Source organism: Thalassotalea atypica, from assembly GCF_030295975.1.
In the GTDB taxonomy this organism is placed as follows: domain Bacteria; phylum Pseudomonadota; class Gammaproteobacteria; order Enterobacterales; family Alteromonadaceae; genus Thalassotalea_F; species Thalassotalea_F atypica.
Genome location: NZ_AP027364.1, coordinates 2,089,036 through 2,114,910, shown reverse-complemented (window position 1 = coordinate 2,114,910; position 25,875 = coordinate 2,089,036). Strand labels below are relative to the sequence as shown.

Here is a 25,875-nt window from a genome sequence, read left to right as displayed (position 1 = left end):
GTATGATCATGTAAATACGTGGTACATCCACAGACTCAAGACTAAGAGCCAAACTAAATGAAAAAACTTTTCGCCGGTATATGGCACATATTTAATACCTTCAAAAAAATTGTGTTGAATTTAATTTTCTTCACATTTTTGATCCTATTCGTTGTCTTAATTAGCTCAGGGAAAGAAGAGGTTATTGTTCCTCAAAACACTGCCTTAGTACTTAACCTGTATGGCGATATAGTCGAACAAAAGCAGTACGTGGATCCGATGGACGCTTTTATGGCTGAAGCGTTAGGCCGGAAAGAAGAAAACCCTGAAATATTACTCAGTAACATATTAGACGTCATTGAGACTGCAAAAAGCGATGACCGCATTTCTCTACTTGTACTTCATCTTCAAAATTTAGATCGTACTGGACTGAGTAAACTTCAAGAGATTGGCAGCGCGCTATCTGACTTTAAATCTTCAGGAAAGCAAATTATCGCGCTAGGGGATTTTTATTCTCAAACGCAATATTATTTAGCAAGTTATGCCGACGACATCTGGCTTAATAAAAAGGGCTATTTGTTACTAGATGGCTTTGGCCGTTATCAACTTTACTTCAAATCCGCGTTAGAAAAACTCGCAATATCACAACACATATTCCGTGTCGGCACGTTTAAGTCTGCGGTTGAACCTTATATCAGAGACGATATGTCAGATGAGGCCAAAGAAGCAAATAAGCTGTGGTTAAATGATTTATGGGCACAATACAAACAAGACGTCGCCGAACAACGAAACATTAAACTCAACGACTTTGATGAAACAACCGATGCACTATTGACTAAGTTTAAAGCATCAAAAGGCAGTTTTGCAGAATACGCTCTAAATAATCACTGGGTAGATGCACTCAAAACTCGCGAAGAGATGCGAAACGACATTATCGACATAGTCGGTAAAAACGACCACGGCGACAGTTTTAAGCAAATCGGATTTAAGGAATACCTTACCTCACTAACAACTGAATCACCATTTAGCTCTTCAAAAGACAAAGTGGGTATCATTGTTGCGCAAGGCGAAATTCTAGATGGTAATAAAGCACCGGGGTTAATCGGTGGTGATAGTACCGCAAGACTATTAAGAGAAGCTCGATATGCCGATAATGTAAAAGCAGTCGTTTTAAGAGTAGATAGCCCTGGCGGTAGCGCTTATGCCTCAGAGATCATTAGACAAGAAGTTGATTTATTAAAGGCTGCTGGAAAACCTGTTATTGCTTCAATGGGCAATGTCGCAGCATCAGGCGGATACTGGATTTCTACATCTGCAGATAAAATTTACGCATCACCTACAACAATTACTGGCTCAATTGGTATTTTTGGCATGATGATGACCTTTGAAAACTCGCTTAGTAAATTGGGCATCTATACTGACGGTGTAGGCACAACTGAACTTGCTGGGTTTGGTATCACCCGCCCAATGACAGATGGTATGTCTGAATTATTCCAGACTAGCATCAATCGTGGCTATCAAGATTTTATTTCTTTAGTTTCAGAGCACAGAAACATGAGCCTTGAAGAAGTTGATGCTATTGCTCAGGGCCGAGTATGGTCAGGTATGAAAGCCAAAGAACTGGGCTTGGTTGATGAACTAGGGAATTTAAATGATGCAGTGTTAGCTGCAGCAAGCTTGGCTGAATTAGATGATTTTGAAACAGAAATCATTGAACAAGAGCAAAGTGCGCAAGATAAATTATTACAGAGCTTATTAGGTGGTAGCGCATCATATTTAACTCCAGTAATAGAAAACAACACCGGTCCTGCGACAAAGCTGTTGAAAAACCTGTCGAATGAAATCAAACGACTTGATCGATTTAACGATCCTCAAGGAATCTATTCATTTTGTTTGACATGTGGCACGTTTTAATCCTTAATGCCCCGATTATTCGGGGCAACCCTTATTGATTAATTACAAACTGGTTCAACAATGAAAAAACGCATTTATGTCGCCTACACTGGCGGTACTATCGGAATGAAAACAAGTCAGCAAGGATATGTTCCTGCAAAAGGCCATTTAACTGAGGCGATCAATAATATGCCTGAGTTTCACCGTGAAGAAATGCCTGACTTTATCATTAATGAATATCATCCATTAATTGATTCTTCCAATATGACCCCAAATGACTGGCAGCGTATCGCCGATGACATCAAAGCTAATTATGATGCTTTTGATGGTTTTGTTGTGCTTCATGGCACAGATACAATGGCTTACACAAGTTCTGCGCTATCTTTTATGTTTGAGAACTTAGCAAAGCCCATCATAGTAACTGGCTCACAAATTCCATTCAGTCAGCTCCGCTCTGACGGACAAGTTAATGTACTTAACTCTTTATTTATAGCCGCAAATTACCCTATCAATGAAGTTGGGCTGTTCTTTAATAACAAGTTATATCGCGGAAATCGTTGCATCAAAGCTTATGCAGACGGCTTTAACGCTTTCGACTCACCTAATTTGGAGCCTTTGTTGGAAGCCGGTATCAACATTAAGTTGATTCAAGGACAAATATCACCAAATGTCACTCAATCGCCCAGTGATATAAAAATGTCTTCAATAATCCCCCAGCCTATTGGCGTGGTTCACTTATACCCCGGCATTAGCGTTGAGTTGATAAAGAATGTACTTAAACAACCTGTCAAAGCACTAATATTAAGAAGCTACGGTGTTGGAAACGCACCACAAGATGAAGCGTTATTAGAGACACTAACAAATGCAACAGCCGAAGGCATCGTAATTATTAATTGCAGTCAATGTATTAAAGGCCAGGTCAATATGGAAGGCTATGCTACAGGCACAAGTTTAAGTCGCTGTGGTGTCGTAAGTGGCCATGACATGACGCTAGAAGCCACTCTCACCAAACTACATTACTTGTTAAGCAAAGAGTTGACTCCTGAACAAATTCGGGTGCAAATGGAGTTAAGTCTTCGTGGTGAACTAACTCGATAAACGCCCAAAACACCTGTCATTATTCTCATTTGTTTGAATGTATTAACATAACAAAAAACAAAATCTATGACTTAACGATTAATATGCGCCGTTTTTATTTAAGTCACTTTTCAACTCGAGTAAGTCTAATGGAGACAAGATTCACTATACAGCGACAAGAATTCTTGAGAGTGGCTTAACTCATCCAAAATTAAGTTAATCGCCTTGATGACTAGTTTTCCTTGATCGCTTTTAGAGCAAGAAAATTACGCATTTAAGTATTTAGGTGCATTTGCAATAGTGTACCTTTGCAATTGTTGCTTTTGAAATTGGTTTGTTTTATTGAGAGAGAAAATCGACATTTTCTTCTACAAGCCATAGACGTGTCTCTTTATGTTGGCTTGCGCTACTCTCCTTTTGTGCTCAGCCGCAGAGCTTGATAATGTAATAAAGGCTAAAAGCACAAGGTAGAGCAACATCAAAACATACTCATACTCTACTTTGGATTTTCCACTCTTTAATTTCTGATCTCAACACGAAAGTTGTTTCATGGTTAACTTGAGGTATTTTGACTAAAGCATGCGGTTACATCTAATCACATGCTTTATTTGTTAATTATCGCCGTATAGTTATTTAATAAAAATCGGCTTAATGCGTGCCAAATAAGCTTGATCATCTTCGCCAATATGCGCAACGGCAATCCAGTCAACAAACGCTTTGTTTAAATCAACTGATTGGCCAGACGTCATTTTCTCTTGCATTAGTTCCACTTGTACTTGCATTCTCGTTGCTTGATCACTAGCTGGCGACTCTACCCCTGCCATGACTTCAAGTTCAATGGTTTTTACTAAGCGATCTCCGCCGTTTTCTTTAGTTAATGCATCGATTAAGCGCTTCTGTTTAACATGAGGTAAAGCAATAAATTCTTCAACATTTTCAAGCTGTTCAATTGACAAATTACCACTACTTAATTTTTCAAGTATCGCAAAGGTATCTAACCAACTTTGTTTTTCTAGGTTAGCGTTTAGTGCTTTAATCTTGTCATCTAGTAGTTTTTGCTGTGCTTCTATTTTCACCATGATTTGCTTGAGTACGGGTTTCTTTTGCAATTGCTGGTCACGTAACTCATTAAGCGTGTTACCAAGCATTTGTAATTCAGTCTTGGTCGTTGTTGTTTGAATACGTTGCTCGTACGCTGTTATCACGGCTGATACTTTTTCAACTCGCGCATCTATATCACTTTGATGTTTCGATTTCTCTTCATCTCGTTGAGCAAATATCACATCGTTGGCTTTTCGAAACTCATTCCAAAGCTTGTTCTCAAGTTTTGCACCAGCATAGCCAATCGATTTCCATTTAGATTGCAACACCTTAACTTGGTTTACGGCATCATAAATATCTTCATTATTATGTTGTGCTTTTACTTGCTCAATGAGTTTGTCTTTTAGTTGTGCATTGTCTTGATGATAATCAAAAATATACGTTTTAACAGGCTTAATAGCATCAATAAACTGTTTGTTCAGTTTTTGATATATAGTGCGATCAACATCACCAGCATCTTTCCATGCCAACAGCAGTTTATTGAGGCTAACTTCTACGTGTTTAACTGCCATGTTGTCGTGTTTATATTCATTCCCTAATGACTTTGCTTGTTCCACTAACTGATTTCTGATCACTAGGTGTTGTTCACGAGTTTTTTCTTGCTCTGCATACCATAATCTGCAAGGCGCAAATGCTTTTTCTAATGCATCATTGAACGAATCATTAAATGCTTGATCAACGTCTTCATCTGCATGACCTAACGAATTCCATATTTTTCGATATTGCTTAACTTGATTCGCTTGTTCGTTAGGATTGTCCAGTGGTTGTGCCGCTAATTTTTGCACTTCTTCCAACAGCTGCTGCTTTCTTGGTGTTGCGATGTAATGTTCCCAATCACTTAGCTCGGTAAGCTTTTCGTTTAATTGATCATAGTCACGTTGTAAACGGTGCTGGTGGTGGTTAGATAATTGTTCAAATATTTTTTTAAGTCGTTTGAAAACGCCAAAGCTAGCATTGTATTTACCTGTAGATATCAACCGTTTTAATTCTGCTACTTTCTTTTGAGCCTGATTGAACAATTGTTTTTGTTCTTTTTGTAATGGTGCCAATGCCTCTCGCCATTGATTGTCAATCTGAGCTTTAGCATCAGCGATAGATTGAGGAATCACACCACTAATGACCGCTTCAACTGCTCGCCATTGTTTTTGCCACTCATTAAAATAAGCTGAACGTTCAGTAAACTGTTCCATCGTTTCTGGAGGCAACTGTTGAGAAATTTTAGAAATAAGGTGTGTCGCTTTTGTAACAGACTCAGCTATCTCTGGAATTTGTTCTAATTTTTGTAATTGCTTACTAAATTGTTCAGTAAAATTTGATTTTTCCTTGTTATTGAGCGCTGAATGCTCTATTTCGACCAGGATTTCATCAAGTTCATTTTTTAAAGCAATTTCATCAATCTCTTGGTTTTCAAATACCGCATTAGCAATTAACTGGTTATAAGTAGACAGTTTTTCCCTAAATTCCTTTATAGTTTGTTCTTTTTGCTCATCAAGCTTTCTAACGATCTGGGCTTGTTCAAACTGCTCTTTTATGTGAGCAAAGGCTTTATCTAATTGTTCATTGATGGTGCTGTATTTAATTAATGCTTGTTCTTTATCTGATTGAGATAAACAAGCAAAATCCTGTACTAACCAATTCCACTCATCATTTAACAAGGTTCTTTTTTCTAACACTAATTCGTAATCATTTTGTTCTTTTAAAGCTAACAGTTTAGACAACACCATTTGCGTATCTTTTAACAACTTAACCGGCTTTTCTTTTTCCAGTGCTATAATTGCAAGTTTTTCTTTGATCAACGACTTAACTGCGTCACCATCCGCTTTCTTAAGTAATTTTTCTAGTGTATTGATGTCAGATGTTTGACTTAAAATATACTGCTGCACAGTAAGATCAGTTTTCTTCACAAACAAGCTGGGCCATGTCTGAGGTTTGTTAATTTTATCAATCAGCGCAATTATGATCGTACTACAATTGGCCTTCTCTAACACTTTTTCAGCCATGCTAGTGGTAATATGTTGCTCAATATAAGAGAGCTTATTTTCTTTTGAATACACATCAGAAGAATCACTGGCTAAGATATTGATCAAATTATCGTATGCAAAATTCTTTACGCTGCTATTTTTCTCTTGCTCAAATGCCTTTAGCCAAACGGAAAAGTCATTTAATTTGATTAACGCACTTCGTCGAACAAGATCATTTTCGTCTTCGGATGCTAGTCGCTTAAGTACTTGCACATCCTGGCTATTTGATAATTGAAGTTCGTCTTTGATAGCCGCAATACGAATATTACTGTTTTTGTGTTGCCACTGCGCTTTAGAATTGAATAATTTAGAAAAAATCATAAATCTTTAAACCTAGCAATAGAGTCTTTTTCTTTGAACTCTCTTCTTAATTGAGATTTAGTCTTGTCAACGATTTCACCGTTAGAGCCAACCGAGAAAATTTCATCCATGTCGAGTCGACGTGCTTGATACGCCATTACTATTTGCATTGCGGATTCACGTTGGCTTTGCTCAACAGGTGCTCCTTCAGGCCACTTTCCTGTTTCTACTGCACTTTTAAAACGTAAATACATCTCTTCAGTTAAATTATCAACTACTTGTATTAAATCCATAATGTCTATTTTTTCCGCTTTATGAGGATAAGCCTAACACGAGTTACAAGGTACATAATAAAGCCAAGGACTGTACTCGTAATTGAGGTAATATACTGCCAACTACCAGGTTGGGCGTTTTGCCAAAATAAGAATAAAAAACCACCACAAAAAAGCAGCATGGCAAAAAACGATTGATTCATTAATGACTGCTTTTTCTTAAGACGCTGTTCGAGTTCTATAGCTTTTAATTTGTCTTGATCAATATTTTGTAACGCAACACTGCAATGGTTACAAGTTTTAGCTTTATCTGAAATTTTCTTATTGCAAGCAGGACAGTTAATTATGGCCATAGTTTTCTCTATAAAAATTTTATGCTGTATTTTAACCAAAAAAAACGCCCTTGCGGGCGTTTTATCTTGATTAATTTATAATTAATTCATTATTTTTTGTTTTGCCACAACTCTGCGTTTTTAATCCCAAGCTTTTCAGGATCAAAGGTGTATTTTTCAACACCAGCTTTTTGTTGCGCTTCGTAATCTCTTAAGGCTTTGATTGCCGGTTTTGCCATAAAGAATATTATTAATATACCTATGATGTTTAACCATGCCATTAAGCCAACACCAATATCACCTAATACCCAAGCAGCGCTTGGTTCAGCTACGGTACCGTAGAATACTGCTGCCATAATTCCGATTTTTAAGACAAACCGAAGGAATGGTTTCTTAAAGGTTCTGTTGATATAAGAAATATTATTATCAGCGATAAAGAAATAAGCCAAGATGGTGGTAAAAGCAAAGAAAAATAAGGCTAAGGCGATAAATGGTTTACCTACACCCGGTAATACACTATCTACGGCTAGTTGAGTAAATGCAGGTCCATTAATTTCCGTAGCTAAAGCGATATTACTAACTATAGCTTCAGTCGCTCCATCAGGCACAACATTATACTGCTGTGTTATCAAGATCATAAACGCTGTAGCCGAACATACAAACAAAGTATCAATATACACTGAGAATGCTTGAACTAAACCTTGTTGCGCAGGGTGGTCTACTTCTGCCGATGCTGCTGCATGAGGGCCAGTACCTTGTCCCGCCTCGTTTGAATAAACACCACGTTTTACGCCCCAACCAATAGCTGCGCCTACACCAGCCATAGGTGAAAAGGCATCAGTAATGATTAAAGAAACCACGCCAGGTAACATATCAAGGTTAAGCGCAATAATTGAACAGGCAATGATAATATAAGCTAATGCCATAAACGGCACGACAACCTGCGTAAAGCTAGCAATGCGTTTAACACCACCAAAAATGATAAAGCCTAACAGTAATACGATGAAAACCGCTGCGTATACTTTAGTTAACGCCAGTTCACCTAAGAAAGAATTAACTGTTCCACCATTACCAAATACGTTAACAAGTGAGTCACCAATACCATTTGATTGCACTACTGGAAGTAACGCTCCACACGCTAGAATAGTAGAAAAAGCAAATATCCATGCATACCACTTTTGTCCCATAGCTTTTTCAATGTAATAAGCTGGACCACCACGATAAATACCGTCTTCTTCTTCTTTGTATATTTGTGCATTAGTCGATTCAACATACGCTGTTGCAGCGCCTAAAAAGGCAACGACCCACATCCAAAAAACAGCACCCGGACCACCAAAACCAATTGCAGCGGCAACGCCTGCAATATTACCGGTACCGACGCGACCAGAAAGAGATACGGCTAGTGCTTGAAACGATGAAATCCCCTTTTCTGAACTCTTGCCTGATAGCAGCAGACGCCACATTTCTCGAAAATGCCTGATTTGTACAAAGCGTGTAATGATGGAAAAGAACAAACCTGCACCTAAACATAAGTAAATAAGCGCTGGGCTCCAAATCACACTATTTAGTGATTGAACGAATTCTAACAAAATTTAAACTCCGAATTATTATAATTATTAGTAAAATTAATTGGTTATATACTTTCTACAACATGATATATTGCCGTTAGCATATCACGGCCAAATATTGCACTGCGTGCATCCGACCAACCTACAGCATAGTCAGGCAATAAATCATTATCTTTAAAAGGCATTTCTACGGTATAAGCCAAACATTTAAAATTCTCGCCTACCCAATTACTACCCACTGTCAGATTAGCCTTACCCGGCTCATCTTTGTCGTATCCTTTGTCATCTTGGAACTCTGGGGTAACCGCGAGAAGTATTTCCTTAAATTTCTCTTCTAGTTGATGATGTCTTTCGTCATATGAAGGGCACCCTTCACAGCCCGCAACAAAGTTAAACGGCAATGCTTCATCACCATGAATATCAAGATGCATATCAACGCCGGTTTCTTTCATCTTATTTCTAACGAGGAATACTTCTGGTGATTTTTCCATTGAAGGCTCTTGCCACTCACGGTTTAAGTTCACACCAATTGCATTGGTTCTAAGATGGCCTCTAACACTCCCGTCTGGGTTCATATTGGGCACTAAATAAAACACGGCATTATCTAACAAAGAACGCGCAACACCATCGTCTTCATCGAGTAAACGGTCAATAAAACCTTCCATAAACCATTCGGCCATAGACTCACCGGGGTGCTGTCTTGCCGTTAACCATATAATTTTCTTACCCTCGCCTTCTTCTCCAATTTTTAACAGAGACATATCACGGCCATCATGAGTTTGCCCTAACACCTGTAACTGACAATCAATATGTAACTGAGCATTGTGAATGAGGTCTTGATGACGGTCGTAGCTATATGGTGCAAAGTAGGCAAAATAGATAGAGTCGTGTTCTGGCATAAAGCTGATGGTGAGTTTAGCGCCATCAAACTCTGTAGGTACTCTAAACCAATGCTCACGATCATAAGACGCTACGGCTTGATAATTTTCCCAGCCTTCAATATAAGCTGATTGACCTGCATTATTAATATGCATTACGTGCTCTTGATGCTCATTGTTATGCAGTTTAAAGTGAAACCATTGGTAAAATTCAGATTGGTTATCTTTTTTAATTTCTAGTTGGATATTTTTTGGATCAGAGATATCGATTACACGAATGTTGCCGCTATCAAAATTATCAGATATTTGCATAACTTAATTCTTATACCATCAGTAATGAAAGCCTAAGTGTACACAAACAACTATTAGATCAGAAGCGTTAAAGTGATCTTAAGTAGATCCCTAGCTCTGTGGAGTAGCCCATTGATTTACTAGCGATTAAATTTTGTTCATTTATAACATAATAACTGGGGTAACCTTGTACCTTAAAATTTGATTTGGTGCGATGATCGCCCAGTGCGATTGGAAAGGTTAATTTATGCTGGCGGGTAAATTTTTCTACTTCTGCTTGAGATGTAAAATCCATAGCAACCGCTATCACATCAATAGCATCGTTCTTTTCATAAATAGATTGTAAATTACCAATACTTGCGTGACAGACTTGACACCAAGGCGCAAAAAAATACACCACCAAAGGCTTATTGTCGGAACTCAGGGTAATTTCTTCACCATGTAACGTTGGCAATGTATGGTTTGTATTAACAGGGCTATCCGTCGAAAGCATACTGGTTTCACGAATGAATGAAGTAAACTGAAAAATGCAGATAAATATGATTGTTTGTATGGCAAGACTTTTAAACAAAACACCCTCTTTTATACGGTTGATAACGCTTACAGCAGATATGACCTGAGATAGCCTTTTTTAATTCGATCAAAAGTATTGTTTCGTTAAAACACATTCAAAACCACTGAAAACAAAAATGCCAGTAGCACACAGCATACTGGCATTTATCAAATCGACATGAATATGATTGTCTATATATTAAAAAAGCCTTCAGGCTTTGCCAATATGAGTTTGTCCACCCATGTATGGTTGCAATACTGTTGGAATTTCAATGCTACCATCAGCTTGTTGATAGTTTTCCAATATAGCCACTAACGTACGTCCTACCGCTAAACCAGAGCCATTTAACGTGTGCAGAAGCTCAGGCTTGTTCGTCTCACTGTTTCTATAGCGTGCTTGCATGCGTCGTGCTTGGAAGTCGCCCATATTTGAACACGATGAAATTTCACGATAAGTATTTTGTGCCGGTAACCATACTTCTAAATCATATGTTTTAGTCGCGCTAAAACCGATATCACCCGTACATAGAATCACTGTTCTAAATGGCAATTCTAATTTCTTTAAGATATTTTCAGCATGAGAGGTTAACTGCTCTAACGCTTCAAATGAATCTTCTGGCTTAACTAATTGCACCATTTCAACTTTGTCGAATTGATGCTGACGGATCAAACCGCGAATATCACGGCCTGATGAACCGGCTTCACTTCTAAAGCACGGGGTGTGAGCCGTCATTTTAATTGGGAGCTTATTCTCGTCAATAATCTCATCACGAGCCAAGTTCGTTAACGGCACTTCAGCTGTTGGAATAAGAGAAAAAGTGCGAGTAGCAAGATCGGTGTGGAATAAATCTTCACCAAATTTAGGTAACTGACCCGTTCCATACAAAGAATCGTGGTTAACCAGATACGGAACATACATTTCTTCGTAGCCATGTTCTAATGAATGCACATCAAGCATAAATTGTGCTAACGCACGATGCATACGAGCAATTTGACCACGCATAACAACAAAACGAGTTCCGGCAAGCTTTGCACCGCTTTCAAAATCTAAGCCTTTATCAAGCGCAGTGGCAACATCAACATGATCTTTTACTTCAAAATCAAATTCACGTGGTGTCCCCCAAGAACGCACTTCAACGTTATCGTCTTCACTATCACCAGCTGGGACTGATTCATGAATTAGATTAGGTATTGCTGCAGCTATATCGTTAATCTTTTTAAGAATAACGTTCTGCTCTTCTTTTGCAGATTCTAATTCATTACCCAGTTGAGACACTTCAGCTAAAAGAGGCTGTATATCTTCACCGCGTGCTTTTGCTTGGCCGATAGATTTTGAACGCGTATTACGTTGGCTTTGTAATTCCTGCGTTTTTACTTGAATGGCTTTGCGCTGCTCTTCTAGCGCTATAAGCTTTTTGGTATCAAGTGTATAGCCACGTTTCGCTAATAAACTTGCTGTTTGTTCGATATCTGATCTTAAAAGTTTTGCGTCAAGCATTTTTCTTCACTTGTTTATTGGTTAGAGACGATAAACATTCCTAATGCCGCAGCGCTCACGCAAAACACAACATTAAAAACAATATTCGCCATTGCTTTAAAAATTTCACCTTGTTGCATCAGCAACAAAGTATCTAATGAAAACGTTGAAAATGTGGTAAAGGCACCTAGAAACCCTATTCCTATGAGCGTGCGATATACACCAAGCTCAATTGTACCTTGTTCAATCAACCCGTATAAAAGGCCCATTATAAACGAGCCGGAAATATTAACCATCAATGTTGCAAAAGGGAATCCTTTTCCGAGCCAATTTAAGATTATTTGTGAAAAAAAGAACCGTAAACTGGCACCGCAGGCTCCTCCTATGGCAACGAAAAAATACAAATTTAGATTACTTATAGCGCTGCTCATCACTTTGCCTATTTAATTCATCAAGGTATCGTTGTTTTTCTTTGAGCTGTTTTTCCAATCCCCTGTCCGTTGGCTGGTACAACCTAGTATCTGCTATTTCTGGCGGGAAATAATTCTCGCCAGCCGCAAATGAGTTCTGCTCATCATGAGCGTACCTATAACCAGCTCCATGACCAAGCTTTTCAGTTATTGAACTCGTCGCATTTCTTAAGTGAAACGGTACTTCCAAAGCTGATGTTTCCTTCGCTAACGTTTGTGCCTGTTTAAATGCTGTATATACGGCATTACTTTTAGGTGCAAGTGCCATATAGACTGCAGCTTGGGCAATAGCGCGTTCTCCTTCAGCCGGTCCAACACGTTGAAATGTATCCCAAGCACTAATAGCAATTTGCAAGGCACGAGGATCTGCATTACCCACATCTTCACTAGCAATGGCGAGCAGCCGACGAGCAACATACAAAGCATCGCCACCTGCAATAATAATTCTTGAATACCAATACAAGGCAGCATCAGGGTCGGAGCCCCGTACAGATTTATGAAATGCACTAATCAAATCATAAAAAGCATCACCACCTTTATCATACAACGGGATATTACTGCCGCTGATTTCCAGTATTAACGCTTCATTGATGTTTATTAGTGTTTCACTCGGATAAATATCAAGACAATTCTCAAAGAGATTAAGCAACCGCCTCGCATCGCCATTAGCGATGGTAACTAAGCTTTTTTTTGCTTGTTGTTGAAATTCAACCGTACAATTTCGATCGACCTGTTCTATTTCTATTGCTTTTTTCAGTACTAATTCAAGGTCTTGCGCTGTTAACTTATTAAGTGTGTATAGGCGTGTTCTCGACAATAGTGCTCGATTAAGCTCAAATGCTGGGTTTTCTGTGGTCGCACCAATAAAAATAACCGTGCCATCTTCTATGTGTGGTAAAAAGGCATCTTGTTGGCTTTTATTAAAGCGGTGTACTTCATCAACAAACAAAACAGTTCGTTGTTGATGATGAATTAGACGTGATTTGGCATTATCAATGGCTTGTCGAATTTCTTTAATGCCTGATGTTACCGCTGATACTCGTTCAATTTCGGCATCAGAATGCGTCGCGATTATCTCTGCAAGCGTTGTTTTGCCTGTGCCAGGAGGTCCCCAAAATATAACCGATTGACATTGTTTGTTTTCAATTGCGACGCGTAAAGGCGAGCCTTTGCCCAAGATATGCTGTTGACCTACATAATCACTTAATTGCTTAGGTCGTAGCTTTGCCGCTAGCGGTTTAAAGCTTCCCTGCTCTTCAAATGATAAGTCTAAGGTACCGTTATCGCTGGTCATCTAATTGAACACCTTCTGGTACAACGAAATTAAATATCTGATTGCTTAATGCGGGGTTTAACGTAAAAGCAGATAAAGCTATTTCACTGCGCTGTCCTGTTGCATCCAATATGATAAATTTTTTGATCGCTGTACCAGTTTCATCAAATACTATCGTTAATTCTTTGACTTGCGAGTTATCATCGATTGATTTAATCACAAATTCCATTATGGCCGTTTGTTTTATATCATATTGTTGCCACAAGGATTGGTCATTACTCGAAAGTAGTAAAATCGGCGTATTAGTCAAAGACGCATCTAAAGCATACGCGGTAACTTGTTCGATAAATGGATCAAACAACCATAGTGACTTACCATCAGAAAGTATTTGATTTTCATCGGGAGATTTTGTGTGCCAATTCACAAGGTTTGGCTTCTTAACGATAATATTCCCTATAGATACTTGTAACGCGTTACTTTCCTCATCATAGATACTTTGTTCAAAATCAGCCGTAAAGGAAGTAATTTTACTTAATATTTCCAATAACTTAGCTTTATCAATTTCATCTTGACTCGCTTTTTTAACGCTACTTGAATTTTCATTAAGCAAGGTAATGTTTGGCTTAGCTATATTGGCTGTCGCTAAAGGAAGTGCCAATACATTCCCAGCCATAATGATTGATGTAATGGGAAATACTAACGATTTTTTCAATTTTATAATCATAAATTCTTTATTTATTCTTTTACTGGAGGTGGCGCTATTACTTCACGCGCCCCATTGTGCCCTGGAGTAGATACGACCCCGTGATTTTCCATTTGTTCCACGATACGTGCGGCCCTATTGTAACCAATTCTGAATTTACGTTGGACACTTGATATTGATACACGGCGAGTTTCTGTGACAAAACTTAATGCTTCATCATAAAGCGCATCTAACTCATCATCTTCCGTCGCTTCTGCTTGCTCACCTGGAAGTAGGATGTCTTGATCATTCTCACCTGACAATATTTCTTCTACATAGTTAGGCTCGCCTCGAGATTTCCAATCACTGACAACGGCGTGCACTTCGTGATCATCAACAAAAGCACCATGCACTCGAATTGGAACGGCTTCTCCTGGTGGCAGATAAAACATATCCCCCATCCCCAAGAGTTGCTCCGCGCCTTGTTGGTCGAGAATAATTCTCGACTCAATACGTGATTGTACTCGTAATGCCATACGTGTCGGGATATTTGCTTTAATTAATCCGGTAATAACATCTGCAGAAGGTCTTTGAGTTGCAAGAATTAAGTGAATGCCAGCTGCACGCGCTTTTTGGGCTATACGTGCGATAAGCTCTTCAACTTTTTTACCCACAATCATCATCATATCGGCAAATTCATCAACGATGATCACAATAGAAGGTAGTTTCTCCAAAGTTGGTGGTGTTTGGCTAAAGGCATCACTAGGTTGCCATAAGGGGTCAATAATCGGCTCGCCTGCAGTAATCGCAGTAGTAACTTTTTCATTATATCCTTTGAGGTTTCTTACGCCCAATTTAGACATTAACTGATAGCGCCTCTCCATTTCACCAACACACCACCTAAGCGCGTTTGACGCCTCTTTCATGTCTGTTACCACTTCAGAAAGTAAATGAGGTATACCGTCATACACTGACAATTCTACTTGCTTAGGATCAATCATGATCATGCGCACATCTTCAGGTGAAGATTTATACAATATACTGACGATCATGGTATTAACTGCTACAGATTTACCCGACCCCGTCGTTCCTGCCACTAACAAATGAGGCATTTTAGCCAAGTCAGCTACAACAGGCTTTCCTGAGATGTCACTACCAATGGCCATTGCTAAATTCGACGGTGACTGTTCAAACTTTTCACAGGCTAATACATCTGCGAAAAATACCGTGTCTCGATTCTTGTTCGGTAGTTCGATACCAATGACTGACTTACCTTCAATCACTTCAACAACACGAACACTTTTAGCAGATAGAGAACGTGCAATATCTTTTGAAAGGTTAGTGATTTTACTAACCTTTACACCAGGAGCTAAATCAAGCTCAAACCTCGTAATGACGGGCCCTGGAAAAACATCAACCACATCCGCCTTAACACCAAATTCAATCAATTTGGCTTCAACTAGCCTAGAAACTTTATCCAATTGCTCTTTATCAATTGGGTTTTTAACGCGATCAGACCGGTCAAGTAAATCTAAAGACGGTAATGAAACATAATCCGGTTCACTTTCTTTTGCGTTTGCCAACTGCTGATGAATTTTGTCATGCAGAGTGGCTGGCTCTTCGACCTGTATTTTCTCTACTGGTTCAAATGCTGCTGCAATTTCTTCTTTACTGACATTTTCCTGGACATTAACGGATAGAGGCTCATTAAGTAAATCGTCAATTTCAATAAAGGGTTCAATACGTTCTTCATTCGGAATAACTTCATCATCATTGTCTTGTTGAGCTAAAACCTCTGTTTGTCCAAATGCATCTCTTACTCTTTCACGACTTTCATCAAGCTCTTTGTTAGCTTCATCTTTAAGGCTTTGTTCTTGTGCACCAACTAATTTAGCCGAGTCACTAAAAGAAGGTTCAATATCACTTGTGCCAAATTTGTCTTGCAATAATTTGGGTAAAGCAATAAGGAATAAAGCGGCTGATATGGTGTATTGGCCTATGTTATCAATAATAGTAAGCCATGAAATACCTGTAAGAAATACAAAGCCTGTACACGTTAACATCAAAAATAAAAGCGTACTGCCTACAAAGGAAAGGTACACGATAAAGGTACCGCTTATTATATCGCCTAATATCCCTCCCGCAGAGAAATAGAAGATATCGTCAAAGTTCATACTGGCTAATGATGTCACGCCAATATAAAACATAAAGAAGCCGATAAACTTGAGGCCAAGGGTTAAGTAATCTAATTGCATCAATCGATAGAATTTTTGGAAGAGTAACCAGCCAATAAAAGCAATAACAAAGGGTAAGCTATATGCGATAACACCGAAAAAATTTAACAGCAAATCAGACAAATAGGCGCCAACAGAGCCACCTAAATTTCTCACCGGTGTTTTGTACCCTGTTTGAGACCAACCAGGATCTGCAGGGTCAAAAGTAAATAGCGCTAACATAAGGTACATTGCAATGACGGTGCAAAATAACAACCCTGCTTCAAGTAAGCGTTGAGCTCCTGATAATTTTCGAGATTCTGAAGACAATATGGCAACCATAGTAATTTCTTTTTATAACTACCTAAAATAACAAACTATTACGCTATAGAAAACGACTTATCGTCTGATCGGCAAAACATTAGACGATTTTACTTCTTCCATGACCACATATGTACGACTTTCACTCACTGCAGGCAATCTTAATAGGGTATCACCTAATAATTGACGATAAGCGGCCATGTCTTTAACTCGTGTTTTTAATAAGAAATCAAAGTCACCTGAAACTAAATGACACTCCTGTATAACATCGAGTTCATGAACTGCCTTCGAAAAATCATCAAACACATCAGGACTAGTTTTAGTCAACGTGATCTCAACAATAACCAGTAACGCCGCGTCGAGTAGCTCAGGGTTTAAGATCGCTTTGTAGCCTGAAATATAACCTTCGTTTTCAAGCCGTTTTACGCGTTCTAGACAAGGCGTTGGACTCAAGCCTACTCTTTTTGATAGTTCAACATTCGATAAGCGACCATTTTTTTGAAGTTCATCTAAAATATTACGATCGATGCGATCAATTTGTTTGACTGTAGACATCATAATAGTTTTTTATTCTTTATTTGCGCATTTCATTAGTTCTATATATCGCAAACTAACAAATAACAGCAAGTTATTCTATAAAAACATCATTATACTAGTTGGTAATTTCAATTCAAATAAGCCTGAGAGTTTAAAATTATGATTATTGGTGTACCAAAAGAAATTAAAAACCATGAATATCGTGTTGGTATGGTACCAGCAAGCGTACGTGAGTTAATTAACCATGGCCATAGTGTGATTGTCGAAACTAATGCTGGTATGGGTATTGGTTTTACAGATCAGAACTACATTGAAGTTGGCGCCACGATCTTATCCACAGCTGCAGAAGTTTTCGCACAAGCGGAAATGATCGTAAAGGTAAAAGAGCCACAAGCGGTTGAACGTGCAATGTTGCGTGAAGGACAAGTATTATTTACTTATTTACACTTAGCCCCTGACTTACCTCAAACTCAAGACTTAGTTAAAAGCAAAGCAATTTGTATTGCTTATGAAACAGTTACTGACGCATCTGGTGGCTTACCATTATTAGCACCAATGTCTGAAGTTGCCGGTCGTATGTCAATTCAAGCTGGTGCACAAGCATTAGAAAAATCTAATGCAGGTCGCGGTATGTTATTAGGTGGCGTACCTGGTGTAGAGCCAGCAAAAGTTGTTGTGATTGGTGGTGGCATGGTAGGTAACAATGCTGCACAAATGGCTGTTGGCATGGGCGCTGACGTTGTCATTCTTGATAGAAATATTAACGTACTTCGTAAGTTAGATGCTCAGTTCGGTAACAAAGTGAAAGCGATTTACTCAACAGCTGACGCTTTAGAAAAACATGTGCTTGAAGCAGATCTAGTTATTGGTGGCGTATTAATTCCAGGTGCTGCGGCGCCAAAATTAGTCACTAAAGAGCACATAAAGAACATGAAGCCTGGCTCTGCCATTGTTGATGTTGCTATAGATCAAGGTGGCTGTATTGAGACTTCCACGGCAACAACCCATGCCGACCCAACGTTCATCATTGATGATGTTGTTCATTACTGTGTAGCTAACATGCCAGGCGCTGTACCTCGCACGTCAACGTTTGCATTAAATAATGCCACATTGCCATACATCATTAACTTAGCCAACAAAGGCTATAAGCAAGCTTTACAAGATGATAAGCACTTGCTAAACGGTTTAAACGTTATTGATGGCAAAGTTACCGTAAAAGAAGTTGCGGAAAACTTAGGTTTTGAATTTACTGCGCCACAAGACGCAATCGCATCTGTTTAATGTGCATAATTGCACTTAAAATACACTGCTCATCCGTTAAAAGGTGAATAGTGTAAAAAAAAGAGCGCACTTTATAAGTTGCGCTCTTTTTATTTGTCTAAAAGTTATTTTACCCTCTTGATATATTTCCTTAGAATCCCAATCAATTAATTAATTGTATTGATATATTTTGGAGAATTCATGAGCGACGTAAGACATTGTCCTCTACTTATTTTAGGCTCAGGCCCAGCAGGTTACACTGCCGCAGTTTACGCAGCCCGCGCAAACTTAAACCCAGTTATGATCACAGGCATGCAACAAGGTGGCCAATTAACAACAACAACAGATGTTGAAAACTGGCCGGGTGATGCGGACGACTTAACCGGTCCAGCATTAATGGAACGTATGCAAAAGCATGCAGAAAAATTCGACACTGAGATTATTTTTGATCACATTGAAGAAGTTGATTTAGAGTCTCGTCCATTTAAGCTCAAAGGAAGCAGTGAATATACGTGTGACGCATTAATTATTTGTACTGGCGCTTCAGCACAGTATTTAGGTTTAGAATCTGAAACTGCGTTCATGGGTAAAGGTATTTCAGCTTGTGCAACGTGCGACGGATTTTTCTACAGAAATCAAAAAGTAGCGGTTGTAGGTGGCGGTAACACTGCCGTAGAAGAAGCACTTTATTTGTCAAATATTGCTTCTGAAGTACACCTTATCCATAGACGTGATACATTCCGCTCTGAAAAAATCTTGACCGATAGGTTAATGAATAAAGTAGCTAACGGTAATATTACCTTGCACACAGATCGTACTTTGGATGAAGTGCTGGGTGATAATATGGGCGTTACAGGTATTCGTATTAAAGATACAAATTCTGAGGCTACCGAAGAAATTGATGTAGCAGGTTGTTTCATAGCTATTGGCCATAAACCAAATACGGATATTTTCAAAGGTCAGTTAGACATGAAAGATGGCTACCTTACGATTCAAAGCGGTACAAGCGGTAATGCAACGCAAACGAGTATAGAAGGTGTATTTGCAGCAGGTGATGTTGCAGACCATATATACAGACAAGCGATTACATCTGCTGGTGCAGGTTGTATGGCGGCACTTGACGCTGAGCGATACTTAGACGCTAAATAAGGTCATAAAACGACTGATGACCAATGTAAACCAGACTCTTACTTTCTTATCTGAAGAGAGTCTGGATTTTCCTCCTGTTAATAACGCCTTGCCAGATCCAAATGGGTTATTAGCTGTTGGTGGCGATCTCTCTCCTCCTCGTATTTTAAATGCTTACAATCACGGCATATTCCCTTGGTATAGTGACGGGGAGCCCATTATGTGGTGGTCTCCGGATCCAAGGGCAATTATTTTTACTCGTGAAATCAAAATAAACCGTACCTTAAGAAAATTCATTAATCGACAACCGTACCAAATAACGTTAAACACCGCCTTTGATCAAGTTATTTCATTATGCGCAGACGCTCCCTTTAGAAAAGAAGACACTTGGATCGTCAACGAGATGCAACTTGCTTATCAGCAGCTCCACCAACTTGGCTACGCACACTCTATCGAAGTTTGGTTAGAAGATGAATTAGTCGGTGGGCTATATGGTGTCGCCATAAATGGACTGTTTTCTGGTGAATCAATGTTCTATAGAAAGGCTAATGCATCAAAGTTTGCACTTGTAGCAATGTGTCAACTACTTGCAGAGCAAAATATCTCATTTATTGATTGCCAAATATCCAATGAATTTCTACAAGATATGGGCTGTGTTAGTATTTCAAGAAATAAATTTATATCCTTAAAACAAGAAGTACTTAACGTTGAATTGTCAAATCAGTTTTGGCACGCTCGGCCTTTAACATTGAAGTAGTAAATGACTCAAGATTTTAAACTAGGGATAACACAAGAGTTTCCTTGCAACTACCTTTCGAACAAAAACGAACGACTGCTAATTGCAGTAGATGAACGGTTTCATGACCAGTCCCATTACAATTGGCTGATGCATCAAGGCTTTAGACGTAGTGGCGATCAAATATACCGCCCTCATTGCCAAGCATGTACGGCTTGTCATTCGTTAAGAGTAATGTGTGAACTATTTACGCCAAGTAAGAGTCAAAAGCGTTTACTCAAAAAAAATGCCCAGTTCAATATAAAAATTTCTGATACTGTTCAAGATAACTATTATCCGTTGTACGAACAGTACATCAATACCATACATAGTGATGGGGCTATGTACCCGGCAACTAAGGAACAATTTGCCGGCTTTGTAAACTGCACTGTGTGCCCGGTACGGTATATTGAAATATGGGACAGCAACAAATTAATAAGTGTCGCAGTGACAGACGAACTTAAAGACGGGTTATCAGCGGTTTATACTTTTTATGATCCAACCTATCGACAATCTGGTCTCGGTGTTTATTCCATTCTCAAACAAATAGAAACTAGCGTCAATTTACAAAAACCATTTTTATACCTTGGTTACCAAATAGATGATTGTAAAAAGATGAACTATAAAAACAAATATTTCCCGCACCAAAGATTAATCAACCAAACGTGGCAAATCATAAATAAATAGTACTCTGTGCTTTACATTGTCCTCGCAATTGGGCATGATCGCGGCAGTTTTTTATTTAAGCACAATTTAGAGGGTTACCGCCCAATGGCGAAAGAAGAAAATATTGAAATGCAAGGTACTGTGTTAGATACACTGCCTAATACTATGTTCCGCGTTGAATTAGAAAATGGACACGTTGTTACTGCACATATTTCTGGCAAAATGCGTAAAAACTATATTCGTATTTTAACTGGAGATAAAGTTACGGTTGAATTAACACCTTATGACTTATCGAAAGGTCGCATTATTTTCCGTGCTAGATAATTAAAATTCATTATCTTATGAAAAAGCCCTGTAATAACAGGGCTTTTTTTTTGTCCGCTATTTAGAACTTGAAAAACTAGTGCTCGACTAATTCCTTTTTACTTTCCGTGTTGATGACGAGCTTTCCTTTCTTCACGCCAACTTTAGCCACGCCACCTTGAGTAAGGTCACCGAACAACAATTCGTTAGCTAATGGTTTCTTGAGCTGCTCTTGAATTAAGCGTGCCATTGGGCGAGCACCCATGGCCTTATCATAGCCTTTGTCTGCTAGCCATGCTTTAGCATCTTTAGTTAGCTCTAACGACACACCTTTTTCATCAAGAAGTGCTTGAAGCTCAACAATGAATTTATCGATCACCTGATTAATCACTTCGGTCGATAAATGATTAAACCACACAATGTTATCTAATCGATTTCTAAATTCTGGCGTAAACACTTTATTGATTTCATTCATAGCATCGACACTGTGATCTTGTTGTTTAAAACCAATTGATTGGCGTGTAGTTTCTTGCACACCCGCATTGGTTGTTAGTACAATCACTACGTTTCTAAAGTCAGCCTTACGACCATTATTATCAGTCAGTGTTCCGTGATCCATAACTTGTAATAAGATGTTGTAAACGTCTTCATGGGCTTTTTCTATTTCATCTAACAATACAACGCAATGAGGGTGTTTTATAACGGCATCAGTTAACAGCCCACCTTGCTCATATCCAACGTATCCAGGAGGTGCGCCAATTAAGCGACTAACTGCATGTTTTTCCATATATTCAGACATATCAAAACGAAGTAACTCCAATCCCATAGTTTTAGCCAATTGCTGTGTAACCTCTGTTTTACCAACACCAGTAGGGCCAGCAAATAGAAATGAACCTACAGGCTTTTGCTCATTACCTAACCCTGCCCTAGATAAACGTATAACTGAAGAAAGTTCTTCAATGGCATGATCTTGACCAAACACTACTAATTTTAGATTACGATCTAAGTTTTTAAGGCTATCTTTTTCCGTCGAAGATACAGATTTTTCCGGTATCCTGGCTATTTTTGCAACAATAGATTCGATTTCATGATTGTTGATCACTTTTTTACGCTTAGATGGTGCTACCAATTGTTGCTTTGCTCCAGCCTCATCAATGATGTCTATGGCCTTGTCCGGCAAAAAACGTTCGTTAATATATTTGTCAGCTAATTGTGCAGCCGCACGCAATGCTTTATTGGTATATCGAATACCGTGATGGGCTTCATACTTGTCTTTCAAACCCAACAGTATTTTCGTGGTATCATCAACACTTGGCTCAGCGATATCAATTTTTTGGAAACGTCTAGCTAATGCGCGATCTTTTTCAAAAATACTTTGATACTCTTGATAGGTTGTTGAACCGATGCATCGTAATTTACCGCCAGATAATAAAGGTTTGATCAAGTTAGACGCATCCATCATACCGCCAGATGCTGCACCAGCGCCAATAATGGTGTGAATTTCATCAATAAACAAAATAGCTTTCTTATCTTGTTCTAATTCTTTTAATAACGACTTAAACCGTTTTTCAAAATCGCCACGATATTTGGTGCCAGCAAGTAATGCCCCCATGTCCAACGAATAAATAGTTGCCCCATTTAAAAAGTCAGGTACCTTATCCGACTCAATTAAGTTCGCTAGTCCTTCGGCGATAGCTGTTTTGCCAACACCTGCTTCACCAACAAACAACGGATTATTTTTTCTACGACGGCTTAACACTTGAAGTGTTCGCTCTGTTTCGTCATCACGGCCAATAAGCGGATCAATATTACCTTTCTTGGCTTCATCATTTAGGTTAACGGCGAAACTTTCTACAACACGTGGTTCTTCTTCAGTTTGCGGTTCAATATCATCTGAAATTTGGCCTGGCTCACCGTGATCAACTTTTGAAATACCATGAGAGATATAATTAACAATATCTAAGCGTGTAATATCTGATTTTTTCAGGATATAGGCTGCTTGAGATTCTTGCTCGCTGAAAATGGCAACTAATACATTTGAACCGTTTACTTCACTCTTGCCTGAAGATTGGACATGAAATACAGCGCGTTGTAATACACGCTGAAAACCTAAAGTTGGCTGAGTTTCTCTTTCCTCTTCTTCAACTGGAATAACGGGGGTCGTTTCACCAATAAATTCCAACAGGCTTTTACGCAGTTTAGGCATATCTGCACCGCAAGCTTTAAGTGCATCAATTGCAGAAGGGTTATCCAATAATGCAAGTAATAAATGCTCTACCGTCATAAATTCGTGTCGAGACTCCTTAGCTTGACGGAAAGCTAGGTTTAACGAAATTTCTAAATCTTTATTTAGCATAGGTTACTCCAATCAATACCTTGCATTTTATGCTTGCTCCATTGAACACTGCAACGGGTGTTCATTTTCGATAGCAAAACGAATGACCTGATCTACTTTTGTCTCTGCAACTTCTGCAGTAAATGTGCCACAACGGGCCTTACCTTTGTAGTGAATCGTCAACATAATATCGGTCGCCTTATCAGAGTCCATGTTAAAAAACCGATTTAGAACTTCAACTACAAAATCCATTGGTGTGTAGTCATCGTTTAACAAAATCACATGGTATCGAGGAGGCTCTTCTAATCGTTCCTTTACTAGCTCCTCTTCAATTGCCTGTGATTCTGTTAATTCTTTCCAGTTACTCATAAATTTATTTTAGTCTCTACTAGTTAATTTTGCTCATTCTTTTTCGAATTTACAAACATTAAAAATTTGTAAATATTTTTGTAATTCTCTTGACTAATTCCATATTTTATCTACGATTTAGAAGTGACTAATTTTTAGTCATCTTTTCGTCGCGCAACAACACTTATGGAAGCGTAACGAAAATATACCGCAGGAAAAAGAAGGAAGTAGAAGTATGGCTCACGGTACAGTAAAATGGTTTAACAATGCTAAAGGGTTCGGTTTTATCCGACCTGAAGACGGTGGTGAAGACATTTTCGCTCATTACTCCACTATTCAAATGGACGGTTACAGAACTCTTAAAGCAGGACAGGACGTTAACTACGAGCTCAATGAAGGTCCCAAAGGTCACCATGCTGCAAGCATAAAGCCATCAGAAAAAGATTCAGAAAGCTAATTTAGCTGAATCTGCGTTTCAAAGCAAAAAAACACAGCTTAAGCTGTGTTTTTTTATAGTTTATTTTGTAACTTTAAGCTTTTATAGGTGATTTATAATTTCTTCAGCGAATTCTGAACAAGACACCAATGTCGCTCCTTCCATTAAACGTTCAAAATCATAAGTCACCGTTTTGGCGCCGATTGCGCCTGACATACCTTTTAGCATTAAATCTGCAGCCTCTACCCACCCCATATGCCGTAACATCATTTCCGCCGATAAAATAACGGAGCCAGGATTTACTTTGTTTTGTCCCGCATATTTAGGCGCAGTGCCATGTGTCGCTTCAAATACAGCAACTTCATCACTGATATTTGCACCAGGAGCAATGCCTATCCCACCTACTTGTGCTGCGAGAGCGTCTGAAAGGTAATCCCCATTTAAGTTTAACGTTGCAATAACGTCATACTCTTCAGGTCTAAGTAATATTTGCTGTAACATTGCGTCGGCAATCACGTCTTTAATGATAATTTCTTTACCTGTATTCGGGTTGGTTAATGATAACCACGGTCCACCATGCAGTATATCAGCGCCGAATTCATCATGTGCCAATTGATAGCCCCAGTCTTTAAAAGCACCTTCGGTATACTTCATGATGTTGCCTTTGTGAACTAGTGTTACAGAATCACGATTATTATCGATAGCGTATTGTATTGCTTTACGCACTAGCCGCTCAGTTCCCTCTTTTGACACTGGCTTAATACCAATACCACATTGTTCAACAAATCTTATAGAAGACACACCCATTTCTTCTGTTAGGAAGTTAATAACCTTAGTCGCGTCTTCCGTACCGGCTTTGTATTCAATTCCTGCGTAAATATCTTCAGAGTTTTCCCTAAAAATAACCATATCCACAGCTTCAGGATGTTTAACTGGGCTTGGGACACCAGTAAACCACTGCACAGGACGTTGACACACGTACAAATCCAGTACCTGACGTAGTGCTACATTCAATGAGCGAATACCACCGCCAACAGGGGTGGTTAATGGGCCTTTGATGCCAACTCGATACTCTTTGAACATTTCGAGGGTTTCTTCAGGTAACCATGTTTCAGAGTCATACACCTGCGTTGCTTTTTCTCCTGCATACACCTCCATCCAATGTATTCTGCGTTCCCCTTGATATGCTTTATTTACCGCTGCATTTACTACTTTCATCATTTGCGGAGTAACGTCAATTCCAATTCCATCGCCTTCAATGTAAGGAATGATCGGGTTTTGTGGGACAACTAAGCATCCGTTATCTAAGGTAATTTTTGAGCCTTCACTTGGAACCGTTACTTTATTAGACATATGCGTATCTCCGAGAAGAAAATGATTTTTGATT

The 25,875-nt window shown here is 38.9% G+C and carries 23 protein-coding genes; 8 read left to right on the top strand and 15 right to left on the bottom strand.

The genetic code is table 11. The features are described from left to right. Positions 1 to 57: 57 nt before the first annotated feature. Positions 58 to 1,893 carry a signal peptide peptidase SppA gene (gene sppA, locus QUE03_RS09835; protein WP_286267561.1) on the top strand — a complete coding sequence of 612 codons (1,836 nt, stop codon included), beginning with the start codon at positions 58 to 60 and terminating at the stop codon, positions 1,891 to 1,893. 60 nt (positions 1,894 to 1,953) lie between these two features. Further along, on the top strand, positions 1,954 to 2,970 hold the full coding sequence (ansA, locus tag QUE03_RS09830; protein WP_286267559.1) for an asparaginase: 1,017 nt from the start codon (positions 1,954 to 1,956) through the stop codon (positions 2,968 to 2,970). A gap of 608 nt (positions 2,971 to 3,578) precedes the next feature. Here the strand turns inward: ansA and QUE03_RS09825 are convergent. The 12 genes from QUE03_RS09825 to lrp form a co-directional block, all read right to left on the bottom strand. Continuing rightward, positions 3,579 to 6,392 carry a DUF349 domain-containing protein gene (locus QUE03_RS09825; RefSeq protein WP_286267557.1) on the bottom strand — a complete coding sequence of 938 codons (2,814 nt, stop codon included), beginning with the start codon at positions 6,390 to 6,392 and terminating at the stop codon, positions 3,579 to 3,581. After that, the gene (locus QUE03_RS09820; protein ID WP_286267554.1) at positions 6,389 to 6,664 is read right to left on the bottom strand and encodes a YeaC family protein; all 276 of its coding nucleotides are present in this window, start codon (positions 6,662 to 6,664) and stop codon (positions 6,389 to 6,391) included. Before QUE03_RS09820 ends, QUE03_RS09825 begins: the two co-directional genes overlap by 4 nt. A gap of 5 nt (positions 6,665 to 6,669) precedes the next feature. Beyond that, a complete protein-coding gene (locus QUE03_RS09815; RefSeq protein ID WP_286267551.1) occupies positions 6,670 to 7,035 on the bottom strand; it encodes a hypothetical protein in 366 nt (121 codons plus the stop codon). Between the two features lie 50 nt (positions 7,036 to 7,085). After that, the gene (locus tag QUE03_RS09810; protein WP_286267550.1) at positions 7,086 to 8,564 is read right to left on the bottom strand and encodes an alanine/glycine:cation symporter family protein; all 1,479 of its coding nucleotides are present in this window, start codon (positions 8,562 to 8,564) and stop codon (positions 7,086 to 7,088) included. 44 nt (positions 8,565 to 8,608) lie between these two features. Further along, positions 8,609 to 9,733, bottom strand: a complete 1,125-nt coding sequence (locus QUE03_RS09805) for a M14 family metallopeptidase (RefSeq protein ID WP_286267548.1) — start codon at positions 9,731 to 9,733, stop codon at positions 8,609 to 8,611. Positions 9,734 to 9,800: 67 nt separating this feature from the next. Next, a complete protein-coding gene (locus tag QUE03_RS09800) occupies positions 9,801 to 10,283 on the bottom strand; it encodes a TlpA disulfide reductase family protein (RefSeq protein ID WP_286267546.1) in 483 nt (160 codons plus the stop codon). 192 nt (positions 10,284 to 10,475) lie between these two features. Beyond that, on the bottom strand, positions 10,476 to 11,762 hold the full coding sequence (gene serS, locus QUE03_RS09795; RefSeq protein ID WP_286267544.1) for a serine--tRNA ligase: 1,287 nt from the start codon (positions 11,760 to 11,762) through the stop codon (positions 10,476 to 10,478). 14 nt (positions 11,763 to 11,776) lie between these two features. Then, a complete protein-coding gene (crcB, locus tag QUE03_RS09790; protein ID WP_286267542.1) occupies positions 11,777 to 12,172 on the bottom strand; it encodes a fluoride efflux transporter CrcB in 396 nt (131 codons plus the stop codon). Then, the gene (locus QUE03_RS09785) at positions 12,153 to 13,505 is read right to left on the bottom strand and encodes a replication-associated recombination protein A (RefSeq protein ID WP_286267540.1); all 1,353 of its coding nucleotides are present in this window, start codon (positions 13,503 to 13,505) and stop codon (positions 12,153 to 12,155) included. The genes crcB and QUE03_RS09785 overlap by 20 nt, the downstream gene beginning before the upstream one ends. Continuing rightward, positions 13,492 to 14,196 (bottom strand): outer membrane lipoprotein periplasmic chaperone LolA, encoded by a 705-nt coding sequence (lolA, locus tag QUE03_RS09780; protein WP_286267538.1) that lies wholly within the window; start codon positions 14,194 to 14,196, stop codon positions 13,492 to 13,494. The genes QUE03_RS09785 and lolA overlap by 14 nt, the downstream gene beginning before the upstream one ends. Positions 14,197 to 14,219: 23 nt before the next feature. Beyond that, complete coding sequence (locus QUE03_RS09775; protein WP_286267536.1) at positions 14,220 to 16,721, bottom strand: DNA translocase FtsK; 2,502 nt, start codon at positions 16,719 to 16,721, stop codon at positions 14,220 to 14,222. A gap of 57 nt (positions 16,722 to 16,778) precedes the next feature. Beyond that, a complete protein-coding gene (gene lrp / locus QUE03_RS09770; protein ID WP_434020173.1) occupies positions 16,779 to 17,255 on the bottom strand; it encodes a leucine-responsive transcriptional regulator Lrp in 477 nt (158 codons plus the stop codon). A gap of 141 nt (positions 17,256 to 17,396) precedes the next feature. Here lrp and ald point away from each other — a divergent pair, with 141 nt between their 5' ends. The 5 genes from ald (at position 17,397) to infA (ending at position 21,390) form a co-directional block, all read left to right on the top strand. Further along, entirely contained in the window at positions 17,397 to 18,518 is a 1,122-nt protein-coding gene (ald, locus tag QUE03_RS09765) for an alanine dehydrogenase (RefSeq protein WP_286267532.1), read from the top strand. Positions 18,519 to 18,698: 180 nt separating this feature from the next. Then, positions 18,699 to 19,646, top strand: coding sequence for a thioredoxin-disulfide reductase (trxB, locus tag QUE03_RS09760; protein WP_286267530.1), 948 nt, complete (start codon positions 18,699 to 18,701; stop codon positions 19,644 to 19,646). 16 nt (positions 19,647 to 19,662) lie between these two features. Next, positions 19,663 to 20,382 (top strand): leucyl/phenylalanyl-tRNA--protein transferase, encoded by a 720-nt coding sequence (gene aat / locus QUE03_RS09755; protein WP_286267528.1) that lies wholly within the window; start codon positions 19,663 to 19,665, stop codon positions 20,380 to 20,382. 3 nt (positions 20,383 to 20,385) lie between these two features. After that, positions 20,386 to 21,087, top strand: coding sequence for an arginyltransferase (locus tag QUE03_RS09750; RefSeq protein WP_286267526.1), 702 nt, complete (start codon positions 20,386 to 20,388; stop codon positions 21,085 to 21,087). 84 nt (positions 21,088 to 21,171) lie between these two features. Continuing rightward, entirely contained in the window at positions 21,172 to 21,390 is a 219-nt protein-coding gene (gene infA / locus QUE03_RS09745; RefSeq protein ID WP_011043571.1) for a translation initiation factor IF-1, read from the top strand. 76 nt (positions 21,391 to 21,466) lie between these two features. Here the strand turns inward: infA and clpA are convergent, their stop codons facing one another. Together clpA and clpS are read right to left on the bottom strand one after the other, a co-directional pair. Then, entirely contained in the window at positions 21,467 to 23,725 is a 2,259-nt protein-coding gene (gene clpA / locus QUE03_RS09740) for an ATP-dependent Clp protease ATP-binding subunit ClpA (RefSeq protein ID WP_286267525.1), read from the bottom strand. A gap of 27 nt (positions 23,726 to 23,752) precedes the next feature. Next, the gene (gene clpS / locus QUE03_RS09735; protein WP_286267523.1) at positions 23,753 to 24,073 is read right to left on the bottom strand and encodes an ATP-dependent Clp protease adapter ClpS; all 321 of its coding nucleotides are present in this window, start codon (positions 24,071 to 24,073) and stop codon (positions 23,753 to 23,755) included. A 214-nt stretch (positions 24,074 to 24,287) separates the two neighbouring features. Here clpS and cspD point away from each other — a divergent pair, with 214 nt between their 5' ends. Further along, complete coding sequence (cspD, locus tag QUE03_RS09730; protein ID WP_286267521.1) at positions 24,288 to 24,509, top strand: cold shock domain-containing protein CspD; 222 nt, start codon at positions 24,288 to 24,290, stop codon at positions 24,507 to 24,509. 81 nt (positions 24,510 to 24,590) lie between these two features. Here cspD and icd read toward each other — a convergent pair whose 3' ends face one another. Then, positions 24,591 to 25,841 carry an NADP-dependent isocitrate dehydrogenase gene (gene icd / locus QUE03_RS09725; protein ID WP_286267519.1) on the bottom strand — a complete coding sequence of 417 codons (1,251 nt, stop codon included), beginning with the start codon at positions 25,839 to 25,841 and terminating at the stop codon, positions 24,591 to 24,593. Positions 25,842 to 25,875: the final 34 nt, after the last annotated feature.